This is a genomic window from Klebsiella sp. P1927 (genome assembly GCF_018204675.1).
In the GTDB taxonomy this organism is placed as follows: domain Bacteria; phylum Pseudomonadota; class Gammaproteobacteria; order Enterobacterales; family Enterobacteriaceae; genus Klebsiella; species Klebsiella pneumoniae.
In genome coordinates, this window is sequence record NZ_CP073377.1 from 974,050 (window position 1) to 993,653 (window position 19,604).

The window sequence follows — 19,604 nt, forward strand, 5'->3', positions numbered from 1 at the left end:
GCTACATAAACTTCGAATGACGCACAAACAGGTGCCTGCCGTCCAACTCCTGATAACAGCCTGGCTTTATCAGACATCGGGCGAAACGTCGAGTAAGGCACCGCCTCATTCCTGAACAAAGCCAGGCCTTGCGCCTGGCTTTGTTGTTTCTGCGGCGCAGTAACCAGCGGTAGCGCTTTTCTCCGGCGCGCTCCTCAGTTAGCATCGACCAGAGCTAATGATTGAGACTACATCCTTGAAGCGACTCTCTCTTTTCCCCCGTTCGCTGCGTCAGCTGGTGACGCTCTCTTTTGTGCTGATCCTGCTGCCATTGCTGGTGCTGGCCTGGCAGGCCTGGCAGAGCCTGAACGCCCTTAGCGCCCAGGCGGCGCATATTAACCGTACCACCCTGGTCGACGCCCGACGCAGCGAGGAGATGATCAATGCCGCACTGGAGATGGAGCGCAGCTATCGCCAGTACTGCGTGCTGGACGATCCGACGCTGGCGCGCGTCTATCAAAACCAGCGGCAGCGCTACAGCCAGATGCTGGACGCCCACGCCGGCGTGCTGCCGGATGAGAAGCTCTGGCAGGCGCTGCGTCAGGATGTCAGCGATCTGGCGCAGCTGCAGTGTAAAAATAGCGGACCCGATGCCCAGGCAGCCGCCAGACTGGAAGTTTTCGCCAGTAATAACAGCGATATGGTGCAGGCGACCCGGGCGGTCGTCTATTCTCGTGGCCAACAGCTGCAGCAGGAGATAGCCGAACGCGGCCAGTTTTTTGGCTGGCAGGCGCTGGTGCTGTTTCTGCTGAGCCTGGCGCTGGTGCTACTCTTCACCCGCATGATTATCGGCCCGGTGAAAGGCATCGAAAGAATGATCAATCAGCTGGGGGCAGGGAAGTCGCTGGACGACGCCGCATTGTTTACCGGCCCGCGCGAGCTGCGATCGGTGGGCAAGCGCATCATCTGGCTCAGCGAGCGCCTGGCGTGGCTGGAGTCGCAGCGGCATCAATTTCTTCGCCATCTGTCGCATGAGCTGAAAACCCCGTTGGCCAGTATGCGTGAAGGTACCGAGCTGTTGGCCGACCGCGTCGCGGGGCCCCTGACCCCTGAGCAGCAGGAGATCGTCGAGATCCTCGACAGCAGTAGCCGTAACCTGCAAAAGCTGATTGAACAGCTGCTGGACTATAACCGAAAACAGGCCGACGGCCCGGTGGCTCGCGAAGCGGTGGACCTGGTGGACCTGGTGGAAAACGTCGTGGCGGCGCACAGCCTGCCCGCGCGGGCTAAACTGATGCATACCGAACTGACGCTGCAGGCGCGGCGTTGCCTGGCAGAGCCTGCGCTATTGATAAGCGTAATGGATAATCTCTACTCCAATGCGGTGCACTATGGCGCTGAATCCGGTAACATCCGTATCCATAGCTACCGGCACGGAGAGCAGGTGCGTATTGATGTCGCCAACAGCGGCGAACCGATCCCGGCCGCGGAAAAAAACATGATATTCGAGCCTTTTTACCAGGGGAGTCACCAGCGTAAAGGGGCCGTTAAGGGCAGTGGACTGGGGTTGAGTATCGCCCGCGACTGCGTCCGGCAGATGCAAGGGGAGCTCAGCTTAGTTGATGCGCCCGCCGGGCAGGTCTGTTTTCGCATTACGCTTCCCTCAGCGCCGGAATAATCCAACTTATGAATCGATATCGGGGAACTATGTCCCAATTCCTGGCCTGGCGCCGTTCCCTCAGCGGATGGCTGCTTTCAGGCATTGCTTGTCTGACGCTGGCGGGGTGTTCCGCCGGCTTTTCACCGCATACCGCGGAAGGTACCGCCGCCCCCGGGCAGGCGCAGCATCAGGTGGCCGATTTTGTCGCGGTAGACTGCGCGGATATCTGGGCGCACAGCAGCGATGCCAGCGACAAAAATCCCCTCTACTGGCTGCGGGGCATTGACTGTGCCGATCGCCTCGCGCCGGCGCAGGCGCGGGCGGAGGCGAAACGCCATACCGACGACAGCTGGCAGGACGCGTTCCGTCGCGGCATCCTGCTTGCTGATGCTAAAATTACCCCTGAGGAGCGCCGCGACCTGGTGGCGCGTCTCGATACCTTCAGCCCGCAAATCGCCGTTCAGGTCCGCCCGCTGTATCAGCTCTGGCGCGACGGCCAGACCCGTCAGCTGCAGCTGGTGGAAGAGCGTGCCCGTTACGCTAAGCTTCAGCAGTCCAGCGATAGCGAACTGGAGACACTGCGTCAGCAGGAGCTGGCGCTGCGCGAGCAGCTGGAGCTGACCACCCGCAAGCTGGAGAACCTGACGGATATCGAACGCCAGCTCTCCAGCCGCAAGCCGGGCGGCAATTTCGGCAGCGAAAAAGTGCCGGAGGTGATCCATGACGATCCGTAAACCGGCGCGTTTACTGCTGGTGGATGACGATCCGGGACTGTTGAAGCTACTGGGCATGCGCCTGGTCAGCGAAGGCTACAGCGTGGTCACCGCCGAGAGCGGGCCGGAAGCGCTGCGCGTGCTGGGGCGTGAGAAAGTGGATCTGGTGATTAGCGATCTGCGGATGGATGAAATGGACGGCCTGCAGCTGTTTAGCGAGATCCAGAAGGGCCACCCCGGCATGCCGGTGATCATTCTCACCGCTCACGGTTCGATTCCCGACGCCGTGGCGGCTACCCAGCAGGGGGTGTTCAGCTTCCTGACCAAGCCGGTCGATAAAGATGCCTTATATAAAGCCATTGATGAGGCGTTGGAGCAGCGCTCGCCGGCCACCGACGAAGCCTGGCGCCAGGCGATTGTAACCCGCAGCCCGCTGATGCTGCGCCTGCTTGAGCAGGCCGGAATGGTGGCGCAATCGGATGTCAGCGTACTGATTAATGGCCAGAGCGGGACCGGGAAGGAGATCGTCGCCCAGGCGATCCACAACGCCAGCCCGCGTCATGATAAGCCGTTCGTGGCGATCAACTGCGGCGCGCTGCCGGAACAGCTGCTCGAATCCGAACTGTTTGGCCATGCGCGGGGCGCTTTTACCGGCGCGGTCAGTAACCGTGAAGGATTATTCCAGGCCGCTGAGGGTGGTACGCTGTTTCTCGACGAGATCGGTGATATGCCGGTTGCGTTGCAGGTGAAGCTGCTGCGCGTCCTGCAGGAGCGCAAGGTGCGCCCGCTGGGCAGCAACCGCGATATCGAAATCAACGTGCGGATTATCTCCGCCACCCACCGCGACCTGCCGAAGGCGATGGCCCGCGGCGAGTTTCGTGAAGACCTGTTCTACCGCCTCAACGTAGTGAACCTGAAAATACCGCCGCTCTCCGAACGCACGGAAGATATTCCGCTGTTGGCCAACCATCTGCTGCGTCAGTCCGCCGATCGCCATAAGCCGTTCGTGCGGGCGTTTTCCAGCGATGCGATGAAGCGGCTGATGGCCGCCAAGTGGCCGGGCAACGTGCGCCAGCTGGTGAACGTGATCGAGCAGTGCGTGGCCCTGACTTCGTCGCCAGTGATCGGCGACGCGCTGGTTGAGCAAGCGCTGGAGGGCGAGAACACGGCGCTGCCGACCTTCGTGGAGGCGCGCAATCAGTTTGAGCTGAACTACCTGCGCAAGCTGCTGCAAATTACCAAGGGCAACGTCACTCACGCCGCGCGGATGGCAGGGCGCAACCGCACCGAATTCTATAAGCTGCTGTCGCGCCATGAGCTCGACGCCAACGACTTTAAAGAGTAGCTCCGCACTATAGCGCAAGTTATGATACGGTAAGCAACCGGTTACGCGATTAAGACAGGAACCCCATGAAAAAGATTGATGCGATTATTAAACCTTTCAAACTGGATGACGTGCGTGAAGCGCTGGCCGAAGTCGGCATCACCGGGATGACGGTAACGGAAGTGAAAGGCTTTGGCCGCCAGAAAGGGCACACCGAACTGTACCGTGGTGCCGAGTATATGGTCGATTTTCTGCCGAAAGTAAAAATTGAAATTGTAGTGACCGACGATATCGTCGATACCTGTGTGGATACCATCATCCGTACCGCACAGACCGGTAAAATCGGCGACGGTAAAATCTTTGTCTTCGACGTGGCGCGGGTCATTCGTATTCGTACCGGCGAAGAAGACGACGCGGCGATTTAACGCTCGCCGCTCGCTGCAGTATTGCCGGGTGGCGCTGCGCTTACCCGGCCTACAAATCCCCGCGCGTCGGGGCTTACAGCACCTTATGCGGGCCGAAGCATTCGTAATGAATGTTGTCTTTGTTGATCCCTAATTCGACCAGCTGCTTCGCTGCAAACTGCATAAACGCTACCGGGCCGCAGAGATAATACTGCATCTGCGGGTCGCGAATATTGTCCGCCACTGCTGCTAAATCCATCAAACCTTCGCTATCAAAACGTCCAGCCTGACGGTCGGCCTCAGTCGGGGTGCGATACCAGACGTGAGAGGTAAACGCCGGCAGCGCCGCGCCGAGCGCCTTCACTTCATCGGCAAAGGCGTGAACGTCGCCATTTTCCGCCGCATGGAACCAGTTCACCTGACCCTGATGACCGCTCTTCGCCAGCGCATCCAGCATCGCCAGCATCGGCGTTTGCCCGACGCCGCCAGAGAGCAGAGTGACCGGCGTCTGCGGCTTAACGTTAAGGAAGAAATCTCCCGCCGGGGCGGCCAGATAGACCACATCGCCTTCGCTGGCATGGTTATGCAGCCAGCTGGAAACCTGACCGCCTTCCTCGCGTTTAACCGCAATGCGGTAGCCTTTGCCGTCCGCTTTGCGGGTCAGGGAGTACTGGCGGATTTCCTGATATTCGAAGCCTTCCGGTTTCAGCCAGATGGCCAGGTACTGGCCAGGCTGGTAATCGGCGACCGGCTGGCCATCAACCGGTTCGAGCTCAAAGCTGGTGATAAGCTGGCTGCGCGGGGTTTTCTTCACGATGCGGAACGCGCGGGTCCCTTCCCAGCCGCCGGTTTTACTGGCGTTTTGCTGATAGATCTCGGCTTCACGGCCGATAAAGACGTTCGCCAGCACGCCGTAGGCTTTACCCCAGGCATCGAGCACTTCCTGGCCCGGACTGAACATTTCATCGAGGGTCGCCAGCAGATGGCTGCCAACAATATTGTACTGCTCCGGTTTGATCTGGAAGCTGGTGTGTTTCTGGGCGATCTTTTCCACCGCCGGCAGCAGGGCAGGCAGGTTATCGATATTGCTGGCGTAGGCGGCAATAGCGTTGAATAACGCTTCACGCTGATCGCCGTTGCGCTGGTTGCTCATGTTGAAGATCTCTTTGAGCTCCGGATTATGCGCGAACATACGATCGTAGAAATGGGCGGTTAATTTCGGGCCGGTCTCTACCAGCAGGGGAATGGTGGCTTTTACCGTGGCGATGGTTTGAGCGTCAAGCATAGCGTGCTTCCTTATGTGTTATCTTAATGATGCATTTTAAATGCATCTTAAAGAAATAACCCTGCGTTGTAAATGGTTCTTTAACACATTCCCCCGATCCAGTTACAACATGAAGAATTTGCATCACAAACCTGAAAAGAAATCCGTTGATACTGAGAGAGGCGTTATTGCTCAAAGCCTTGTGTCATGCGGAGCCAATCGTTTGCGTAAAATCCTTTGTCAAGACCTGTTATCACAGAATGATTCGGTTATACTGTGGGCCGTTGTCCAATCGGACCGCCTTTTTAGGCCGAAATTTTATTGTTAGCTGAGTCAGGAGATGCGGATGTTAAAGCGTGAAATGAACATTGCCGATTATGATGCCGAACTGTGGCAGGCTATGGAGCAGGAAAAAGTACGTCAGGAAGAGCACATCGAACTGATCGCCTCCGAAAACTACACCAGTCCGCGCGTTATGCAGGCGCAGGGCTCTCAGCTGACCAACAAATATGCTGAAGGGTATCCGGGCAAGCGTTACTACGGCGGCTGTGAATACGTCGACGTGGTTGAACAGCTGGCAATCGACCGCGCGAAAGAACTGTTCGGCGCTGACTATGCTAACGTCCAGCCGCACTCCGGCTCCCAGGCTAACTTTGCCGTCTACACCGCGCTGCTGCAGCCGGGCGACACCGTGCTCGGTATGAACCTGGCGCAGGGCGGCCACCTGACTCACGGCTCCCCGGTTAACTTCTCCGGCAAACTGTACAACATCATCCCTTACGGTATTGATGAGTCCGGTAAAATTGACTATGACGACATGGCGAAGCAGGCTCAGGAACACAAACCGAAGATGATCATCGGTGGTTTCTCCGCTTACTCCGGTATCGTTGACTGGGCGAAAATGCGTGAAATCGCTGACAGCATCGGCGCTTACCTGTTCGTCGATATGGCGCACGTGGCAGGCCTGATTGCCGCTGGCGTGTACCCGAACCCGGTTCCGCATGCTCACGTTGTGACCACCACCACTCACAAAACCCTGGCGGGTCCGCGCGGCGGCCTGATTCTGGCGAAAGGCGGTAGCGAAGAGCTGTACAAAAAACTGAACTCTGCCGTGTTCCCAAGCGCGCAGGGCGGCCCGCTGATGCACGTTATCGCGGCGAAAGCGGTGGCGCTGAAAGAAGCGATGGAGCCAGAGTTTAAAGTTTACCAGCAGCAGGTTGCGAAAAACGCTAAAGCGATGGTGGAAGTGTTCCTGAACCGCGGCTACAAAGTGGTGTCTGGCGGTACTGAGAACCACCTGTTCCTGCTGGATCTGGTGGATAAAAACCTGACCGGTAAAGAAGCTGACGCCGCTCTGGGCCGCGCCAACATCACCGTCAACAAAAACAGCGTGCCGAACGATCCGAAGAGCCCGTTCGTAACCTCCGGTATCCGTATCGGTTCTCCGGCAGTGACTCGCCGCGGCTTTAAAGAAGCGGAAGTCAAAGAGCTGGCTGGCTGGATGTGTGACGTGCTGGACAATATCAATGACGACGCGGTCATTGAGCGCGTGAAAGGTAAAGTGCTGGATATCTGCGCCCGCTTCCCGGTATATGCGTAAGCGTTAGCGTTGACATCAAAAAGGCCGCGTATGCGGCCTTTTTTGCGTCTGGAGATTAGCGGCGGTCGAGGGAGATCGCCCCGGGGCCGGTTACCGCCAGCAGCAGGAAAGCGCCGGCGATACTGACGTTTTTCCAGAAGTTAATCATGTTCGGCAATACCGCATCGCCAGTCATATCCCAGTAGTGATGGCCAATCACCGCCGTGCCCAGGGTGTAGAAAATAAAGATGACCGCCAGCGGGCGGGTGAAAAAGCCGAGCACAATCAGAATCGCGGCAGGCACTTCCATAATGACGGCGATAATCGCCGCCAGGGTCGGCATCGGCGCGCCGGAGGCGGCCATGTACTGCACCGTACCGTCAAAGCCCAGCAGTTTGGGGTAGCCAAAAAGAATAAACAGAATCACCACGGCGATGCGGGCGATAAGCAGCAACAGAGAGCGGGAAGCGCCAAAATCAAAATAGCGGAGTGTGTTCATAATCAGCTCGTTATGAGAGACGTGTGATTTAAACGTAATACACAAATTTGCGCTCCGCCACGTTCGTTTATGACTAAACCAGCGTCTGCAATTGCTCCTCAACGTACAGATAACCTATCCCCATCAGCTGCTGGGCGCGTGTCAGCTGGCCAAAGCCAATTTGGGTGGCGTGCGCTCGCGGCGTATCCCGGTGGTCAAAGGGGTTGAAACCCGTTTGTTTGACGATACTTTCCAGCCACTGCTCACCGAAGGCGCAGCTGCGCCCGTAAAGCCATATTTGATTAATATTTAATATATTCAGGAAATTATAGAGGCTTAAGCCAATCGCGTTGGCAGCGTTATCAACCCATGCGCGAATTTGCACATCTCCCTCTTTCCAGGCCTCAATGAGCGACGCCGTGGTTAACTGCTCAGGGGAGAGCGTTGCTTCAGGCTGCGTTTTGAGCCACATTCGGGCCTGTTTTTTCAGCGCGCTGAGAGAGGCGACGGTTTCGAGGCAACCGTATCTTCCGCAGTCGCAGGCTTTGCCGTCAGGATTGACAATCGTATGCCCAATCTGCCCGCTGCCGTACAGACTGCCGCGATAAATATGATCGTTAATCACAAATGACGAGCCGATACCGTAGTCGACGTTGATCACGCAAAAATCCTGCTGTGTACCCTGATGCTGCCACTTCTCCGCCAGCGCCAGCATCACGCAGTCGTTATCCACCCGAACCTGCACGCCAAGCCGCTCCTCAAGCAGATACTTTATTTCGATCGGTGTTTTCCAGCGTGCCTGGGGCATGGTTTGTGAAACGCCGGTAATCGGATCAACCTGTCCATGCACGCCAAGGGCGAGATTGATGCTGTGCTGCGGGTAGCGGCGGTGGATATGCCGCCAGCATTCAACGATGGCCTCAAGCAGGGCCTGAGGAGTGGGCGCGTTGACCGGCAAATGCTGATGACCATCCACTGCCAGCAGGCGGGCGTCGGCAAGCTGATATTCAATGCTGGTCGGGGTGATATTCATGCACAGTGTCCAGGCGCCGTGCTCGGGGATCTGGTAGCTGCCGCTGTTCACGCCCCGTTTGCTCAAGTGTTCCGTTGAGTGACCGATCAATCCCTCGCTAAGCAGCTCGGCCAGAATATTGCTCACCGCCGGAATGGAGAGACCGGTGAGTTGAGAGAGCTGTGATTTACTGAGCTGCTTTTCCCGCCACAGATGGGAAAGAAAAATCGACTTATTGGCCTGCCGGACCCGGGCGTTATCAAAGCCAGTACGCTGCATACACTTAACTCCCTTAACTATATTGCGTGAGCATTGCGCATTTTAACAGCGAATTGGCGATATAGACTCCTGTTATTGCAACTTTTACTTCGTTTTGTTTAGTGGAGGCATCATGTACGGTTCGGTTAAGGTCTGGCAGGAAATCATTTCATTACCAACGTGGACGACGGGAGCGGAAGATCCGAACCCTATGTTTCTGGAAAAACGTGTTTATCAAGGATCTTCCGGCAGCGTCTATCCCTACGGCGTGATTGATACCCTGACCGGCGAACGCGAAATGCGCGATTATCAGGCAGTGTGGATGGAGAATGATTTCCTTCGGGTCATGCTGCTACCGGAGCTTGGCGGCCGTATTCACCGGGCATATGATAAAGTCAAACAACGTGATTTCGTCTATTACAATGAGGTGGTTAAGCCAGCCCTGGTAGGGCTGCTCGGGCCCTGGATCTCCGGCGGAATCGAATTTAACTGGCCGCAACATCACCGGCCGACGACCTTTAAGCCGGTCGATTTTTCTATTCAGCAGGGAGAAAACGGCGCGCAGACCGTATGGATGGGGGAAGCGGAGCCCATGCGCGGTTTGCAGGTTATGGCCGGGTTTACGCTCTATCCTGACCGCGCGCTGATTGAAATCACTGGCAAGATCTTCAATGGTAACGCCACGCCGCGCCATTTCCTGTGGTGGGCCAACCCTGCAGTAAAAGGCGGCGATGCCCACCAGAGTGTATTCCCACCCGATGTCACCGCTGTATTCGACCATGGTAAGCGTGATGTTTCCGCTTTCCCGATTGCCACCGGTATCTACTACAAAGTGGACTATTCTGCGGGGGTTGATATCTCCCGTTATAAAAACGTCCCGGTACCCACTTCGTATATGGCGGAGAAGTCGGATTACGATTTTGTCGGCGCTTATCATCATGACGAGCGAGGCGGGTTACTGCATGTTGCCGATCACCATGTCTCTCCTGGCAAGAAACAGTGGAGCTGGGGGTACGGGGATTTTGGCCAGGCCTGGGATCGAAATCTGACTGATGAAAATGGCCCTTATATTGAGCTGATGACCGGCGTCTTCACCGATAACCAGCCTGACTTTACGTGGCTTGCGCCTTATGAAGAGAAGGTGTTTGTGCAAAATTTCCTTCCCTACAGCGAGTTAGGGATGGTGCAAAATGCCAATACACAGCTGGCACTGAAGCTGGTTCGCGAGTCTGGGCAACTGCAGCTTGGCGTATATGCCATTGCTCCGCTAAATCATATCGTGGTTGAACTCAGCGCTGACCATCAGCCATTGTACGAAACTCAGCTGACGCTGAAGCCCGGTGAGAGCTGGCAGCAGACGCTGCCGGAAAATGGCGTCGGGCGCTTAACCCTCAAAGTGAAAACCGCCGAGAACCAGCCGCTGCTGGATTATCAGGAACATATTACCCAACAGACGCCGCTGCCCGAACCAGCTATAGCGCCCGCGTTACCGGAAGCGATCCACAATGGCGACGAGCTCTATTTTATCGGCCAGCACCTTGAACAATACAACCACGCAAGCCGCTACGCCGGGGATTACTATCGTCGGGCGGTTGAGCTCGATCCGCAGGATTATCGCAATAATGTTGCCCTCGGTACCCTGGCGTTCAACAGTGCCGACTGGGCGCTGGCGGAACAGTGTGCCCGTGCTGCGCTACAGCGCGCGCATCGTTTGAATAAGAACCCGCGAGATGGCGAAGCCAGTATGCTGCTTGCCAGCGTGCTGGAAAGGATGGGGGATGATGCAGGCGCCTGGGATCACTATTACAAAGCCTCCTGGAGCGGTAATTGCCGTGACGCCGCCTGGTGGTCGCTGGCGCGGCTGGCGATGAAGCGCGGTGATGTTGCCGATGCGCTGGAAAAAGTAAACACCAGTCTGCGGTTCAACGCCAGCAATCCTCTGGCGATGGGGTTGAAAACGCTGGCATTAGCCAACAGTGGGCAGAAGAAAGCAGCGCTGGAGTTTATTTTCGCCTCTCTTGAACAATACCCATTGAGCTATCCGCTGCACTGCGCGCGCTGGATGATTGAGCGGAGCGACGACGCGCGAGAAACCCTGCTGCGCATCACGGGGCGCAGAGGGGTCAACGCCAGCCTGCTGGCGGGTTGGCTGCTCTCTATCGGACAGACGTCGGCGGTGAAAGAGGTTCTTGCGGTTCTGGACAGTCAGGAAGCGCTGCCGATGCTCTGGCGTGCGTCGCTAAGTGATGATGCCAATGAACGCCAACAGTTTATTGCCGCCGCCGAGCACTGCCATGCGCACAATGTTCGTTTCCCTAACTCGCTCGATGAAGTTCAGATGCTGCAGTCGCTGGGCGACAGCGCTTTTGCCCGCTATCTACTCGGTTGCTTCTGGTACAGCAAACGTCGCTATGACGAGGCGGTGAGCTGCTGGCGCGAGACGCTCGAAAAATCTCCCGATTATGCGCCCGCTCATCGTCTGCTGGGCGTTTACTCGTGGAATAAACAGCAGGATGCAACGCAGGCGCTGGCTTATCTGCAGCGCGCCGTAGCGCTGGAGCCGGAAAATGCGCGCTTCCTGTTTGAACTCGATTTTTTGCAAAAATTACTGGCCAGGTCGGTACATGAGCGACTGACGACGCTGGTGGAACGTAAAGCCGTGGTGCTGAAGCGGGACGACCTGACCGCTGAGCTGCTAAGCCTGTGGAACGCGTCCGGTCATTATGCCGATGCCGCCGCGATTCTGGATACGCGCGTATTCCATCCCTGGGAAGGAGGAGAAGGGAAAATCACCGGCCAGTATTTGCTCAATCAGCTCCATCGGGCATTACAGTTCATCGAGCGTGGGGCGTTTAAACAGGCCACGGACTGTCTGAAAGCCGCATTACGCTATCCCGACAATCTGGGGGAGGGGCGACTGCTTGGGCAAACGGATAACGATATCTGGTATTTGCTGGGCTACTGCGCAGAACAGGCTGGGGATGCGCAGCAGGCGGCGGAATATTACCAGCTTGCCCGGCAAGGGGGCTCAACGCTGGACGCCGGGCGGTACTACAACGATCAACCCGCCGATTATCTTTTCTGGCAGGGCATTGCGCTGCGTAAGAGCGGTAACCCAGCGCAGGCCGAGCAGTACTTCCGCCATTTTATCGACTGGGCCGCGCAGCATCGGGATGACGTTCCGCAAGTCGATTTTTTTGCCGTCTCTCTTCCGGACCTGGTGGTTCTCGATGTATCAGCGCAGCAGAGACATCAGCAGCACTGCTTGTTTATTGAAGCGTTGGGCCATCTGGGGCTGGGCAACGTATCCGCCTGCCAGCAGAGGATGCAGCAGCTTCTGCAAATAAATCCGGCTCATGATAAGGCGCATCTGATTCGCCATGCCCTGCAAAGCGGCATTTTTTCCTGAACCTCAATGGGCGGGCTCGGCCCGCCTGAACCCTACTGTTCCCTGCGTTTCCCTTATAGAGGAATCATTATGAACAACGCGCAGACACATCTGAAAATGGGCTACGTCTGGACGATTTGTCTGGTCGCCGCCTGCGGTGGTTTACTGTTTGGCTATGACTGGGTGGTGATTGGCGGCGCTAAGCCATTTTATGAAGCCTGGTTTTCAATTACGGACCCGGCGCAGTCCGGCTGGGCGATGAGCTCAGCGCTGTTGGGCTGTATTTTCGGCGCATTAATTTCGGGATGGTGCGCAGACAAACTGGGGCGCAAGCTGCCATTAATTCTTTCCGCCGTGCTGTTCAGCGCGTCGGCCTGGGGGACGGCGGTCGCCAGTCATTTCGATATGTTTGTGGTTTACCGCATTGTGGGCGGCGTAGGGATTGGTCTGGCTTCCGCTCTCAGCCCGCTTTACATTGCCGAAGTCAGTCCGGCAGAGAAAAGAGGGCGTTTTGTCGCGGTCAATCAGCTCACCATCGTGATTGGCGTACTGGCCGCTCAGTTAATCAATCTGATGATTGCTGAACCGGTGGAGCCGGGGGCGACGCAGCAGATGATTGTGGACAGCTGGAATGGGCAGATGGGCTGGCGCTGGATGTTCGGTGCGGAACTGGTGCCGGCGCTGGCGTTTCTGGTCCTGATGTTTTTTGTCCCCGAGTCGCCGCGCTGGCTCATGAAGGCCGGTAAACCGGAGCGCGCCCGGGCTGCGCTGGAACGCATTGGTTCTGCCGACTATGCCGACAGGATCCTGCGTGAAATCGCGCATACCCTGGAAAAGGATAACAATAAAGTCTCCTATGGCGCGCTGTTGGCTCCCCAGGTGAAACCGATTGTGATCATTGGCATGGTGCTCGCCATATTCCAGCAGTGGTGTGGGATTAACGTCATCTTTAACTACGCGCAGGAGATTTTTGCCTCGGCGGGGTTCGATATTAACAGCACGCTGAAATCGATCGTCGCGACGGGCGTCGTTAATCTGGTCTTTACCATTGCGGCGCTGCCGCTGGTGGATAAAATCGGTCGCCGTAAATTAATGCTGCTTGGCGCTTCGGGATTGACGCTGATCTATGTGCTGATCGCCGGCGCTTACGCCATGGGCATTATGGGGTGGCCGGTACTGTTGCTGGTGCTGGCGGCGATTGCTATTTATGCGTTGACCCTGGCGCCGGTGACCTGGGTGCTGCTGGCGGAGATTTTTCCCAACCGCGTACGTGGACTCGCGATGTCTTTAGGTACCCTGGCGCTGTGGATCGCCTGTTTCCTGTTAACCTATACTTTCCCGCTGCTTAATGCCGGTCTGGGCGCGGCAGGAAGCTTCCTGCTGTATGGTGTCATTTGCGCTGCCGGCTACCTCTATATCCTGCGCAACGTCCCGGAAACGAAAGGTATCACCCTCGAAGCGCTGGAAGAGCAGCTGGCGCAGCGTCATACGGGCGTTAATGCGGCGAAGCAGGAGCAGATGCGCTAATGGCGGAAGAGTGGATTCTGGAGAACGCGCATCTGCGGATGTGCGTCTCTTCTCTGGGCGGCAAAGTGCAAAGTTTATTCTCGCGGCAATATCAAGCGCCGGTGCTATATGAAAATCCCGCCGGCGGCATGTTTCCGATGCTGCCATTGGCCAATCGCGTCGCCGGCAACCGTTTTATTTTTCATGGGCAGGAGATTGTCCTGCCTCGCCACCATGCCGACGAGTATTTCTTTCTTCACGGTGACGGCTGGTTACAGCGCTGGGATATTATTGAGTGCGGCGCCGAGTATTGTGTATTACAGCTGCGTCGGCAGCATGCCTGCGGTTTCGATTATCTGGCGCAGCTCCGCTACCAGTTGCTGCGTAACCAGCTGATAGCGGAGCTAACGCTTACCCACTATGGGGAGGTCCCTGCGCTTTACGGCTGCGGCTTTCATCCCTTTTTCCCTTTCGATGAACGCAGCAAGGTTCAGTTCCAGGTCAGCGGTTACTGGCCGGAAGGGGAGAATCATTTACCTCTCAACTGGCAAGGAAACTTGCCCGACTATGCCAATTTCAGCGTGGCTCAGTTCGGTGAAGATCGTTGGCTGAACGTGGGTTATTCCGGCTGGGGCGGGCGGGCGAAGGTAAGTAATGACGTGATGAATATCACAATTCTATCGCAAACTCCGTGGTTGATGCTGTTCAGAATGCAAGGTGAATCATTCCTTTGCCTCGAGCCGCAAAGCCATCCGGTAAACGCCCACAACATGGATGGGCAGCCGGGGCTGCGAGTTTTAGGCGCGGGAGAGAAGCTGAATTTTTCGCTGAAAATCATCATCGAGGGAGCATAAATAACGAGCTATCAGCAGACAAGAGCATCTTGCGCCCGCCGGGGTTTATCGCCAGACTATCGCCACCATTCGGGAGGAAATCATGGTCTTGCACTCCACGCGCTGGCTGGCGCTCAGTTATTTCACCTACTTTTTTAGCTACGGTATTTTTCTGCCCTTCTGGAGCGTCTGGCTGGCCGGAAACGGGCTGACTCCGGAAACCATCGGCATTTTGCTTGGCGCCGGTCTGGTGGCCCGTTTTCTCGGCAGTCTGCTGATTGCCCCGCGGGTGAGCGATCCCTCCCGGCTGATCACCGCGCTGCGCGTGCTGGCGCTGTTAACCTTGCTCTTCGCGCTGGCCTTCTGGGCCGGCAGCCACGTAGCATGGCTGCTGGCGATCATCATCGGCTTCAACCTGTTCTTTTCGCCGCTGGTGCCGCTGACGGATGCTCTGGCCAATACCTGGCAAAAGCAGATCACCATGGACTATGGCCGGGTGCGGCTGTGGGGATCTATTGCCTTTGTGATTGGTTCGGCGCTGACCGGCAAGCTGGTGAGCCTGTTCGATTACCGGGCGATCCTGCTGATGCTAAGCCTGGGGGTCGCCTCGATGCTGCTCGGCATGCTGCTTAAGCCGTCGGTGATGCCCCAGGGGGAGTCGCGCCAGCAGCAGGGGGCCGGAATGGCGGCCTGGCTGACGCTGGTGCGCCAAAGCTGGCGCTTTCTCGCCTGCGTTTGTCTGCTGCAGGGAGCGCATGCCGCCTACTATGGCTTTAGTGCCATCTACTGGCAGCAGGCCGGCTATTCCGCCTCGGCGGTCGGTTATCTATGGTCGTTAGGCGTGGTGGCGGAAGTGGTGATCTTCGCGTTGAGTAAAAAGGTGTTCCGCCGCTTCAGCGCCCGCGACCTGCTCTTGCTCTCCGCCGTCTGCGGGCTGATTCGCTGGGGACTGATGGGCTGGACCACGGCGCTGCCGGGACTCATCCTTGCGCAGATCCTTCACTGTGGCACCTTCACGGTGTGTCATCTGGCGGCGATGCGCTATATCGCCGCCCGTCAGGGTAGCGAAGTGATCCGTCTGCAGGCCGTCTACTCCGCGGTGGCGATGGGCGGCAGTATTGCCATCATGACCGTCTTCGCCGGTTTCCTCTATCAGCACCTGCACCAGGGCGTATTCTGGGTGATGGCCCTGCTGACGCTCCCGGCGATGGCTATACGGCCAAAAGCGGTGGCGGCCTAGTCCTCGAGCATGGCGCAGATATGCTGCTGCTGGCGTTCAGTGAAGTAGTTCTCCGCGTGGATCAGCGGCGGCGAAAACAGCGGCAGCGCCGTCGCATAGGGGGTGACGATAAGCGTCACCCCTTTGGGCGCACCTTCCTTCTGAAAGCGCTCTACGCTCTGGTATTTGATATTCAGCGGCAGCAGCGTTAGTTCGCGCAGCTGTTGTTCCAGGGCCTCTTCAATAGCTGGGTTGTCATCGGTTAGCAACAGCACCTGTTTCTCGTGCAGGTCGCTTTTCTGCATCAGCCAGGCGCCAAAGATCACCGCGATTAAACCGGTCTCTTCCTCATTAAAACGGATGTGCCAGGCCTCCTCGAATTCGCTCAATGCCGCCTGGGTGGTACGCAGTAAGCGAGGGTAGAGCCGGGTCACTTCCTCTGTGAGCGTGCTGTCGATGCCGATAGCAAACACGCTGCGGATCAACGCCTGCGACAAATGAATATAGAGTTGATCGCTGAGCCCCTGCTCATCACTGAACGCTCTGCCAGCGAGGATCTGGAAGCGGTGGATCAGGCCGGAGATAGCCAGCCGCAGGCGGCGATCGTGCGGGTGACCGTCGCGGACCGGGTCGGGGGTTTTGAGCAACATAAACAGCAGCGAGAGGAAAAAAGGTTCTCCGACATGGGGCGGAGCGCCGACCCGACGCTGCCAGTGGCGGACAATCTCCTGCGCCAGGGTGAACTCGGCGGCGGTTTGAGCCCAGCGTTGCTGTTCCTCATTGAAGTCCGGAGAGTATCCCCGGTGATGTTCGAGCAGACAGTACTGCAGGTACAAGCGCAGAAACTGCACGTCGCGGCAGTCAAACTGGCGATTGAGCGCCCGCGCGCAGCGGTTCACCAGCGCCTGCAGATTGGTATCATCGTATAAGGTGCGGGCAATGCCTTCCTGTTTAAGCTGCGTTTTCAGCGCCGGGGTAAAATGATGATTAACGAACTGTGGGCAGAGGCGCAGCCCCCGCCGCAGCGCATGCAGCAGACATAAACGTTGGTCGAGCGCGGCGCCTTCAATCCGATAGCTGCCGTCCACCTGTGACTGGAGGGTCAAACGGTGGTAACGCTGAATTTCGCGTCCGGTCTCCTCAATATCCTGCCGGGCCGTGGTCTCATCAACGAGGTTGATCCTGCCAAGCCGTTCAGTCGTCACCGACTGTCCGGGCAGATAAAACATCAGGAGCACCTGGCTACGGCGCTGTGGACTGGAAAGCGCAGATGGTGGTTCAATGACGGTCATCATCTGGTAAGTTCCAGTTAGGGTTTCCGCTAAGGATAGACAATGACCGCGGCGTGGGCAGGGAAGAGCGTCCGCTTTTACTCAGGATTGCTGGCGAAGTTCACAGAATTTTTCACGTGAGGAACAGATGAACAGAGTGAAACAATGCACAAGCGCGGCGTTTTTCATGGTTTTATCATGGTCGGCCGCTGCGCATCCGCATAGCTTCATCAGCCTGCAAAGCGAGCCGGTGGTCAAGGACGGTCTGCTGAGCGCCTTTAAAATGCGCTGGACGATGGATGAAATTACCTCATCGGATCTGCTCTATGATGCCGGAAACGCCAAACCGGGCAGCGAAGTCTGGAAAAAGCTGGCGGCGGAGGTGATGGCCAACGTGCTCGGTCAGCACTATTTCAGCGAGCTGTGGCATAACGGTCAGCGGGTTAAATTTGACAATCGTCCCGACGGTTACGGCCTCGAACGTGACGGACTGCAGGCGGTACTCACCTTTACTCTGCCGCTGGCGACGCCGCAACCCATTGCCGGGCAGACGTTTACCTTTTCCACCTTCGACCCGACCTACTACGTCGATATGTTTTATGACAAGGATAGCGATTTTTCCCTGCCCGCAGGGCTGCGGGCCGCCTGTAAGGCAACGGTGATGACGCCAAAACCGAACGACAAAATGCTCTCATACGCCCAGTCGCTGGATAAAGCGGATGCGCCGCCGGAGGATATGGCGCTGGGCAGCTATTTTGCCCAGAAGGTGACCCTGACATGTCAGTAATTTTTACTCCGCGCGCGCGATTTTCGCGCTGGAAAGCGCTGTGGCCGCTGGCGCTGTTGCTGGCTGTGAGCATCATCGGCGGCATCTGGCTGTGGCGGGCGTGGCCGCAGGTGCTGATGCAGAGCGCAGTCTGGCAGCGTTCGCTAAACCTGGAACTCAGCCGCCTGCTGCAGGCGGTGGCGGAGAACCCGGCGGCGGCAGGGCTGTCGCTGCTGGGGTTTAGCTTCGTTTACGGGGTGCTCCATGCCTTAGGGCCCGGACACGGTAAAATTGTCATTACGACCTGGCTTGCCACCCATCCCGCGAAGCTGAAATCAAGCATTGGCCTGACGCTGGCCGCTTCTTTACTGCAGGGGCTGGTGGCCATCGCGCTGGTGGTCGTGGTGCTGGCGCTGCTGCAGCTGCCGGCGTGCCAGCTGCACCTCAGCAGTTTCTGGCTGGAGAAGGGGAGCTATTTGCTGGTGGGCGCGTTAGGGCTGCTGCTGTGCTGGCGGGCGTTAAAAAAGCTGCGTCTGCTGCTGCGCCGGCCAACGTTTACCGCTTTTACTCCGCATCATGTTCATAACGAACACTGCGGCTGCGGGCATCAGCATCTCCCGGCCCCGGAGCAGCTGCAGGCTGGCGACGACTGGCGGGCTCGCGCCGCGATCGTCCTGTCGATGGGTATGCGTCCCTGCTCGGGGGCGATCATGGTTCTGCTGTTCAGCAAGGTAATCGGCGTTTTTGGCTGGGGGATGGCGGCGGCGCTGGCGATGGCGGCGGGAACCTCGTTGACTATCACGGCGCTGGCGCTGTTGGTGCATGGGTTCCGCCAACTGGCGATCCGCCTCAGTCGCCATCAGGCGCCAGCGTTATGGAAGCAGGTTAGTTGGGCGACGCTGGCGCTGGCCGGCGGCGTCATATTGCTGGCGGCGGCAGGGGTGATGTGGCTCAGCGCCGTCCCTGCCGGCGGTGGGATCCGTCCGTTTTAGACAGACGCCGGGCGCAAATCCTAAAGTGGGCGCCAGCGCTTGCCGCTGGCGAAGCGATGCTCTAGTTTTCCGCTTTTCGGCGGATGACAAGGAGTCGCTATGGCCGCAAATATCGTTTCTCCCGCGCAGAGCGGGCGGTTCTATTATGGCTGCGCCGGCGCCGCCGGGCTGCTGGCGGGCCTGGCGATCGTATTCTGGTTTCCAGCCCTGGCCAGCTGGTGGCCGTCAGATCTGGTGCGTGTCTACCACGCCATGCCGTATGTTATGCGATTCGGGGTGGCGAGTGTCGCGGATATTCCGCTGGTGGCCTACGCCACCCTAACGCTGTCGGGCTTCGTGCTGGCCTTTTGTCATCCCGGTCACAGTAAACTGCCCATTGTTGCCTGGGCTGTGCATAACCAGCCCTCGCCGCGGGAGATGGTCGACTGGATCCTGCGCAGCTGGGTGTTGCAGTTCGGTTTTCTGGTGATCATTTTCTGGCGTTTCGCGTTTATGGGTAAGCTAAGCAGCGACAGGCTAATGCAGATCGTGGGCATCTTTAACGACGTATGCTATCTGGCCACGCTGGTGCTGGCTGGAATACTGCTGCGCGACGGCTGGCGCGACTTTCAGGGCGTTGCCGCACCGGCAGGCAATATTCGCATTCCGCTGATCTTTGCCCTGAGTTTTTATCTGCCGTTTCAGCTGGTATGGATTTTACTCAGTGCGCAGCAGTATGAGCTGCCGCTGTGGGGATGGCTGCTGCTGGTTCCGGCGATGGTCGGCGTGCTGTTAGCCAGGCTGACGGTGGTAGGGATAGCGCTGTGTTTCCGGCGCTGGCTGGGGACGCAGGGCTGTCTGCGTTGGCGCGGACCGCTGGCCTTATTTAGCGGCCTGACGGTGCTCTGTATTGGCGGTAATGCGGTGATTCGCCAGATCCTCAACATGATAAAATGACATAAAAAAAGGAAGCCGCGGC

The 19,604-nt window shown here is 57.6% G+C and carries 16 protein-coding genes; 12 read left to right on the forward strand and 4 right to left on the reverse strand.

Annotated elements, in window-relative coordinates; genetic code table 11:
- Window positions 1-235: 235 nt before the first annotated feature.
- The 4 genes from KB892_RS05050 (at window position 236) to glnB (ending at window position 4,101) form a co-directional block, all read left to right on the forward strand.
- On the forward strand, window positions 236-1,657 hold the full coding sequence (locus KB892_RS05050; RefSeq protein WP_072353999.1) for a sensor histidine kinase: 1,422 nt from the start codon (window positions 236-238) through the stop codon (window positions 1,655-1,657).
- A gap of 29 nt (window positions 1,658-1,686) precedes the next feature.
- Window positions 1,687-2,373, forward strand: coding sequence for a two-component system QseEF-associated lipoprotein QseG (gene qseG / locus KB892_RS05055; protein ID WP_002914033.1), 687 nt, complete (start codon window positions 1,687-1,689; stop codon window positions 2,371-2,373).
- Complete coding sequence (glrR, locus tag KB892_RS05060; RefSeq protein ID WP_004149357.1) at window positions 2,360-3,697, forward strand: two-component system response regulator GlrR; 1,338 nt, start codon at window positions 2,360-2,362, stop codon at window positions 3,695-3,697. Before qseG ends, glrR begins: the two co-directional genes overlap by 14 nt.
- A gap of 65 nt (window positions 3,698-3,762) precedes the next feature.
- Window positions 3,763-4,101 carry a nitrogen regulatory protein P-II gene (gene glnB, locus KB892_RS05065; RefSeq protein WP_002914032.1) on the forward strand — a complete coding sequence of 113 codons (339 nt, stop codon included), beginning with the start codon at window positions 3,763-3,765 and terminating at the stop codon, window positions 4,099-4,101.
- Between the two features lie 73 nt (window positions 4,102-4,174).
- Here the strand turns inward: glnB and hmpA are convergent, their stop codons facing one another.
- Window positions 4,175-5,365 carry an NO-inducible flavohemoprotein gene (gene hmpA / locus KB892_RS05070; RefSeq protein ID WP_002914028.1) on the reverse strand — a complete coding sequence of 397 codons (1,191 nt, stop codon included), beginning with the start codon at window positions 5,363-5,365 and terminating at the stop codon, window positions 4,175-4,177.
- Window positions 5,366-5,690: 325 nt separating this feature from the next.
- Here hmpA and glyA point away from each other — a divergent pair, with 325 nt between their 5' ends.
- Window positions 5,691-6,944, forward strand: a complete 1,254-nt coding sequence (gene glyA / locus KB892_RS05075; RefSeq protein WP_002914027.1) for a serine hydroxymethyltransferase — start codon at window positions 5,691-5,693, stop codon at window positions 6,942-6,944.
- A gap of 55 nt (window positions 6,945-6,999) precedes the next feature.
- Here glyA and KB892_RS05080 read toward each other — a convergent pair whose 3' ends face one another.
- Both KB892_RS05080 and KB892_RS05085 read right to left on the reverse strand, forming a co-directional pair.
- Entirely contained in the window at window positions 7,000-7,422 is a 423-nt protein-coding gene (locus KB892_RS05080; RefSeq protein ID WP_002914024.1) for a DoxX family protein, read from the reverse strand.
- Between the two features lie 73 nt (window positions 7,423-7,495).
- On the reverse strand, window positions 7,496-8,692 hold the full coding sequence (locus tag KB892_RS05085) for an ROK family transcriptional regulator (protein ID WP_002914022.1): 1,197 nt from the start codon (window positions 8,690-8,692) through the stop codon (window positions 7,496-7,498).
- A gap of 112 nt (window positions 8,693-8,804) precedes the next feature.
- On the opposite strand from KB892_RS05085, the gene KB892_RS05090 reads away from it, so the two are divergent.
- From KB892_RS05090 to KB892_RS05105, 4 genes are all read left to right on the forward strand, one after another.
- The gene (locus KB892_RS05090) at window positions 8,805-12,080 is read left to right on the forward strand and encodes a DUF5107 domain-containing protein (protein WP_002914020.1); all 3,276 of its coding nucleotides are present in this window, start codon (window positions 8,805-8,807) and stop codon (window positions 12,078-12,080) included.
- Between the two features lie 69 nt (window positions 12,081-12,149).
- Complete coding sequence (locus KB892_RS05095) at window positions 12,150-13,586, forward strand: sugar porter family MFS transporter (RefSeq protein ID WP_002914018.1); 1,437 nt, start codon at window positions 12,150-12,152, stop codon at window positions 13,584-13,586.
- Window positions 13,586-14,419 (forward strand): aldose 1-epimerase, encoded by an 834-nt coding sequence (locus tag KB892_RS05100; protein WP_002914015.1) that lies wholly within the window; start codon window positions 13,586-13,588, stop codon window positions 14,417-14,419. Before KB892_RS05095 ends, KB892_RS05100 begins: the two co-directional genes overlap by 1 nt.
- An 82-nt stretch (window positions 14,420-14,501) precedes the next feature.
- On the forward strand, window positions 14,502-15,638 hold the full coding sequence (locus KB892_RS05105) for a 3-phenylpropionate MFS transporter (RefSeq protein ID WP_002914013.1): 1,137 nt from the start codon (window positions 14,502-14,504) through the stop codon (window positions 15,636-15,638).
- On the opposite strand, the gene csiE is transcribed toward KB892_RS05105, so the two are convergent.
- Window positions 15,635-16,912: a stationary phase inducible protein CsiE gene (gene csiE, locus KB892_RS05110; RefSeq protein WP_002914002.1), complete on the reverse strand. Its 1,278-nt coding sequence runs from the start codon at window positions 16,910-16,912 to the stop codon at window positions 15,635-15,637. The two genes, KB892_RS05105 and csiE, sit on opposite strands and share 4 nt — an antisense overlap.
- A 124-nt stretch (window positions 16,913-17,036) precedes the next feature.
- Here csiE and KB892_RS05115 point away from each other — a divergent pair, with 124 nt between their 5' ends.
- From KB892_RS05115 to KB892_RS05125, 3 genes are all read left to right on the forward strand, one after another.
- Window positions 17,037-17,675: a DUF1007 family protein gene (locus KB892_RS05115; RefSeq protein ID WP_004151988.1), complete on the forward strand. Its 639-nt coding sequence runs from the start codon at window positions 17,037-17,039 to the stop codon at window positions 17,673-17,675.
- On the forward strand, window positions 17,666-18,646 hold the full coding sequence (locus KB892_RS05120; RefSeq protein ID WP_002913997.1) for a nickel/cobalt transporter: 981 nt from the start codon (window positions 17,666-17,668) through the stop codon (window positions 18,644-18,646). Before KB892_RS05115 ends, KB892_RS05120 begins: the two co-directional genes overlap by 10 nt.
- A gap of 99 nt (window positions 18,647-18,745) precedes the next feature.
- Window positions 18,746-19,582, forward strand: coding sequence for a hypothetical protein (locus KB892_RS05125; protein WP_002913996.1), 837 nt, complete (start codon window positions 18,746-18,748; stop codon window positions 19,580-19,582).
- Window positions 19,583-19,604: the final 22 nt, after the last annotated feature.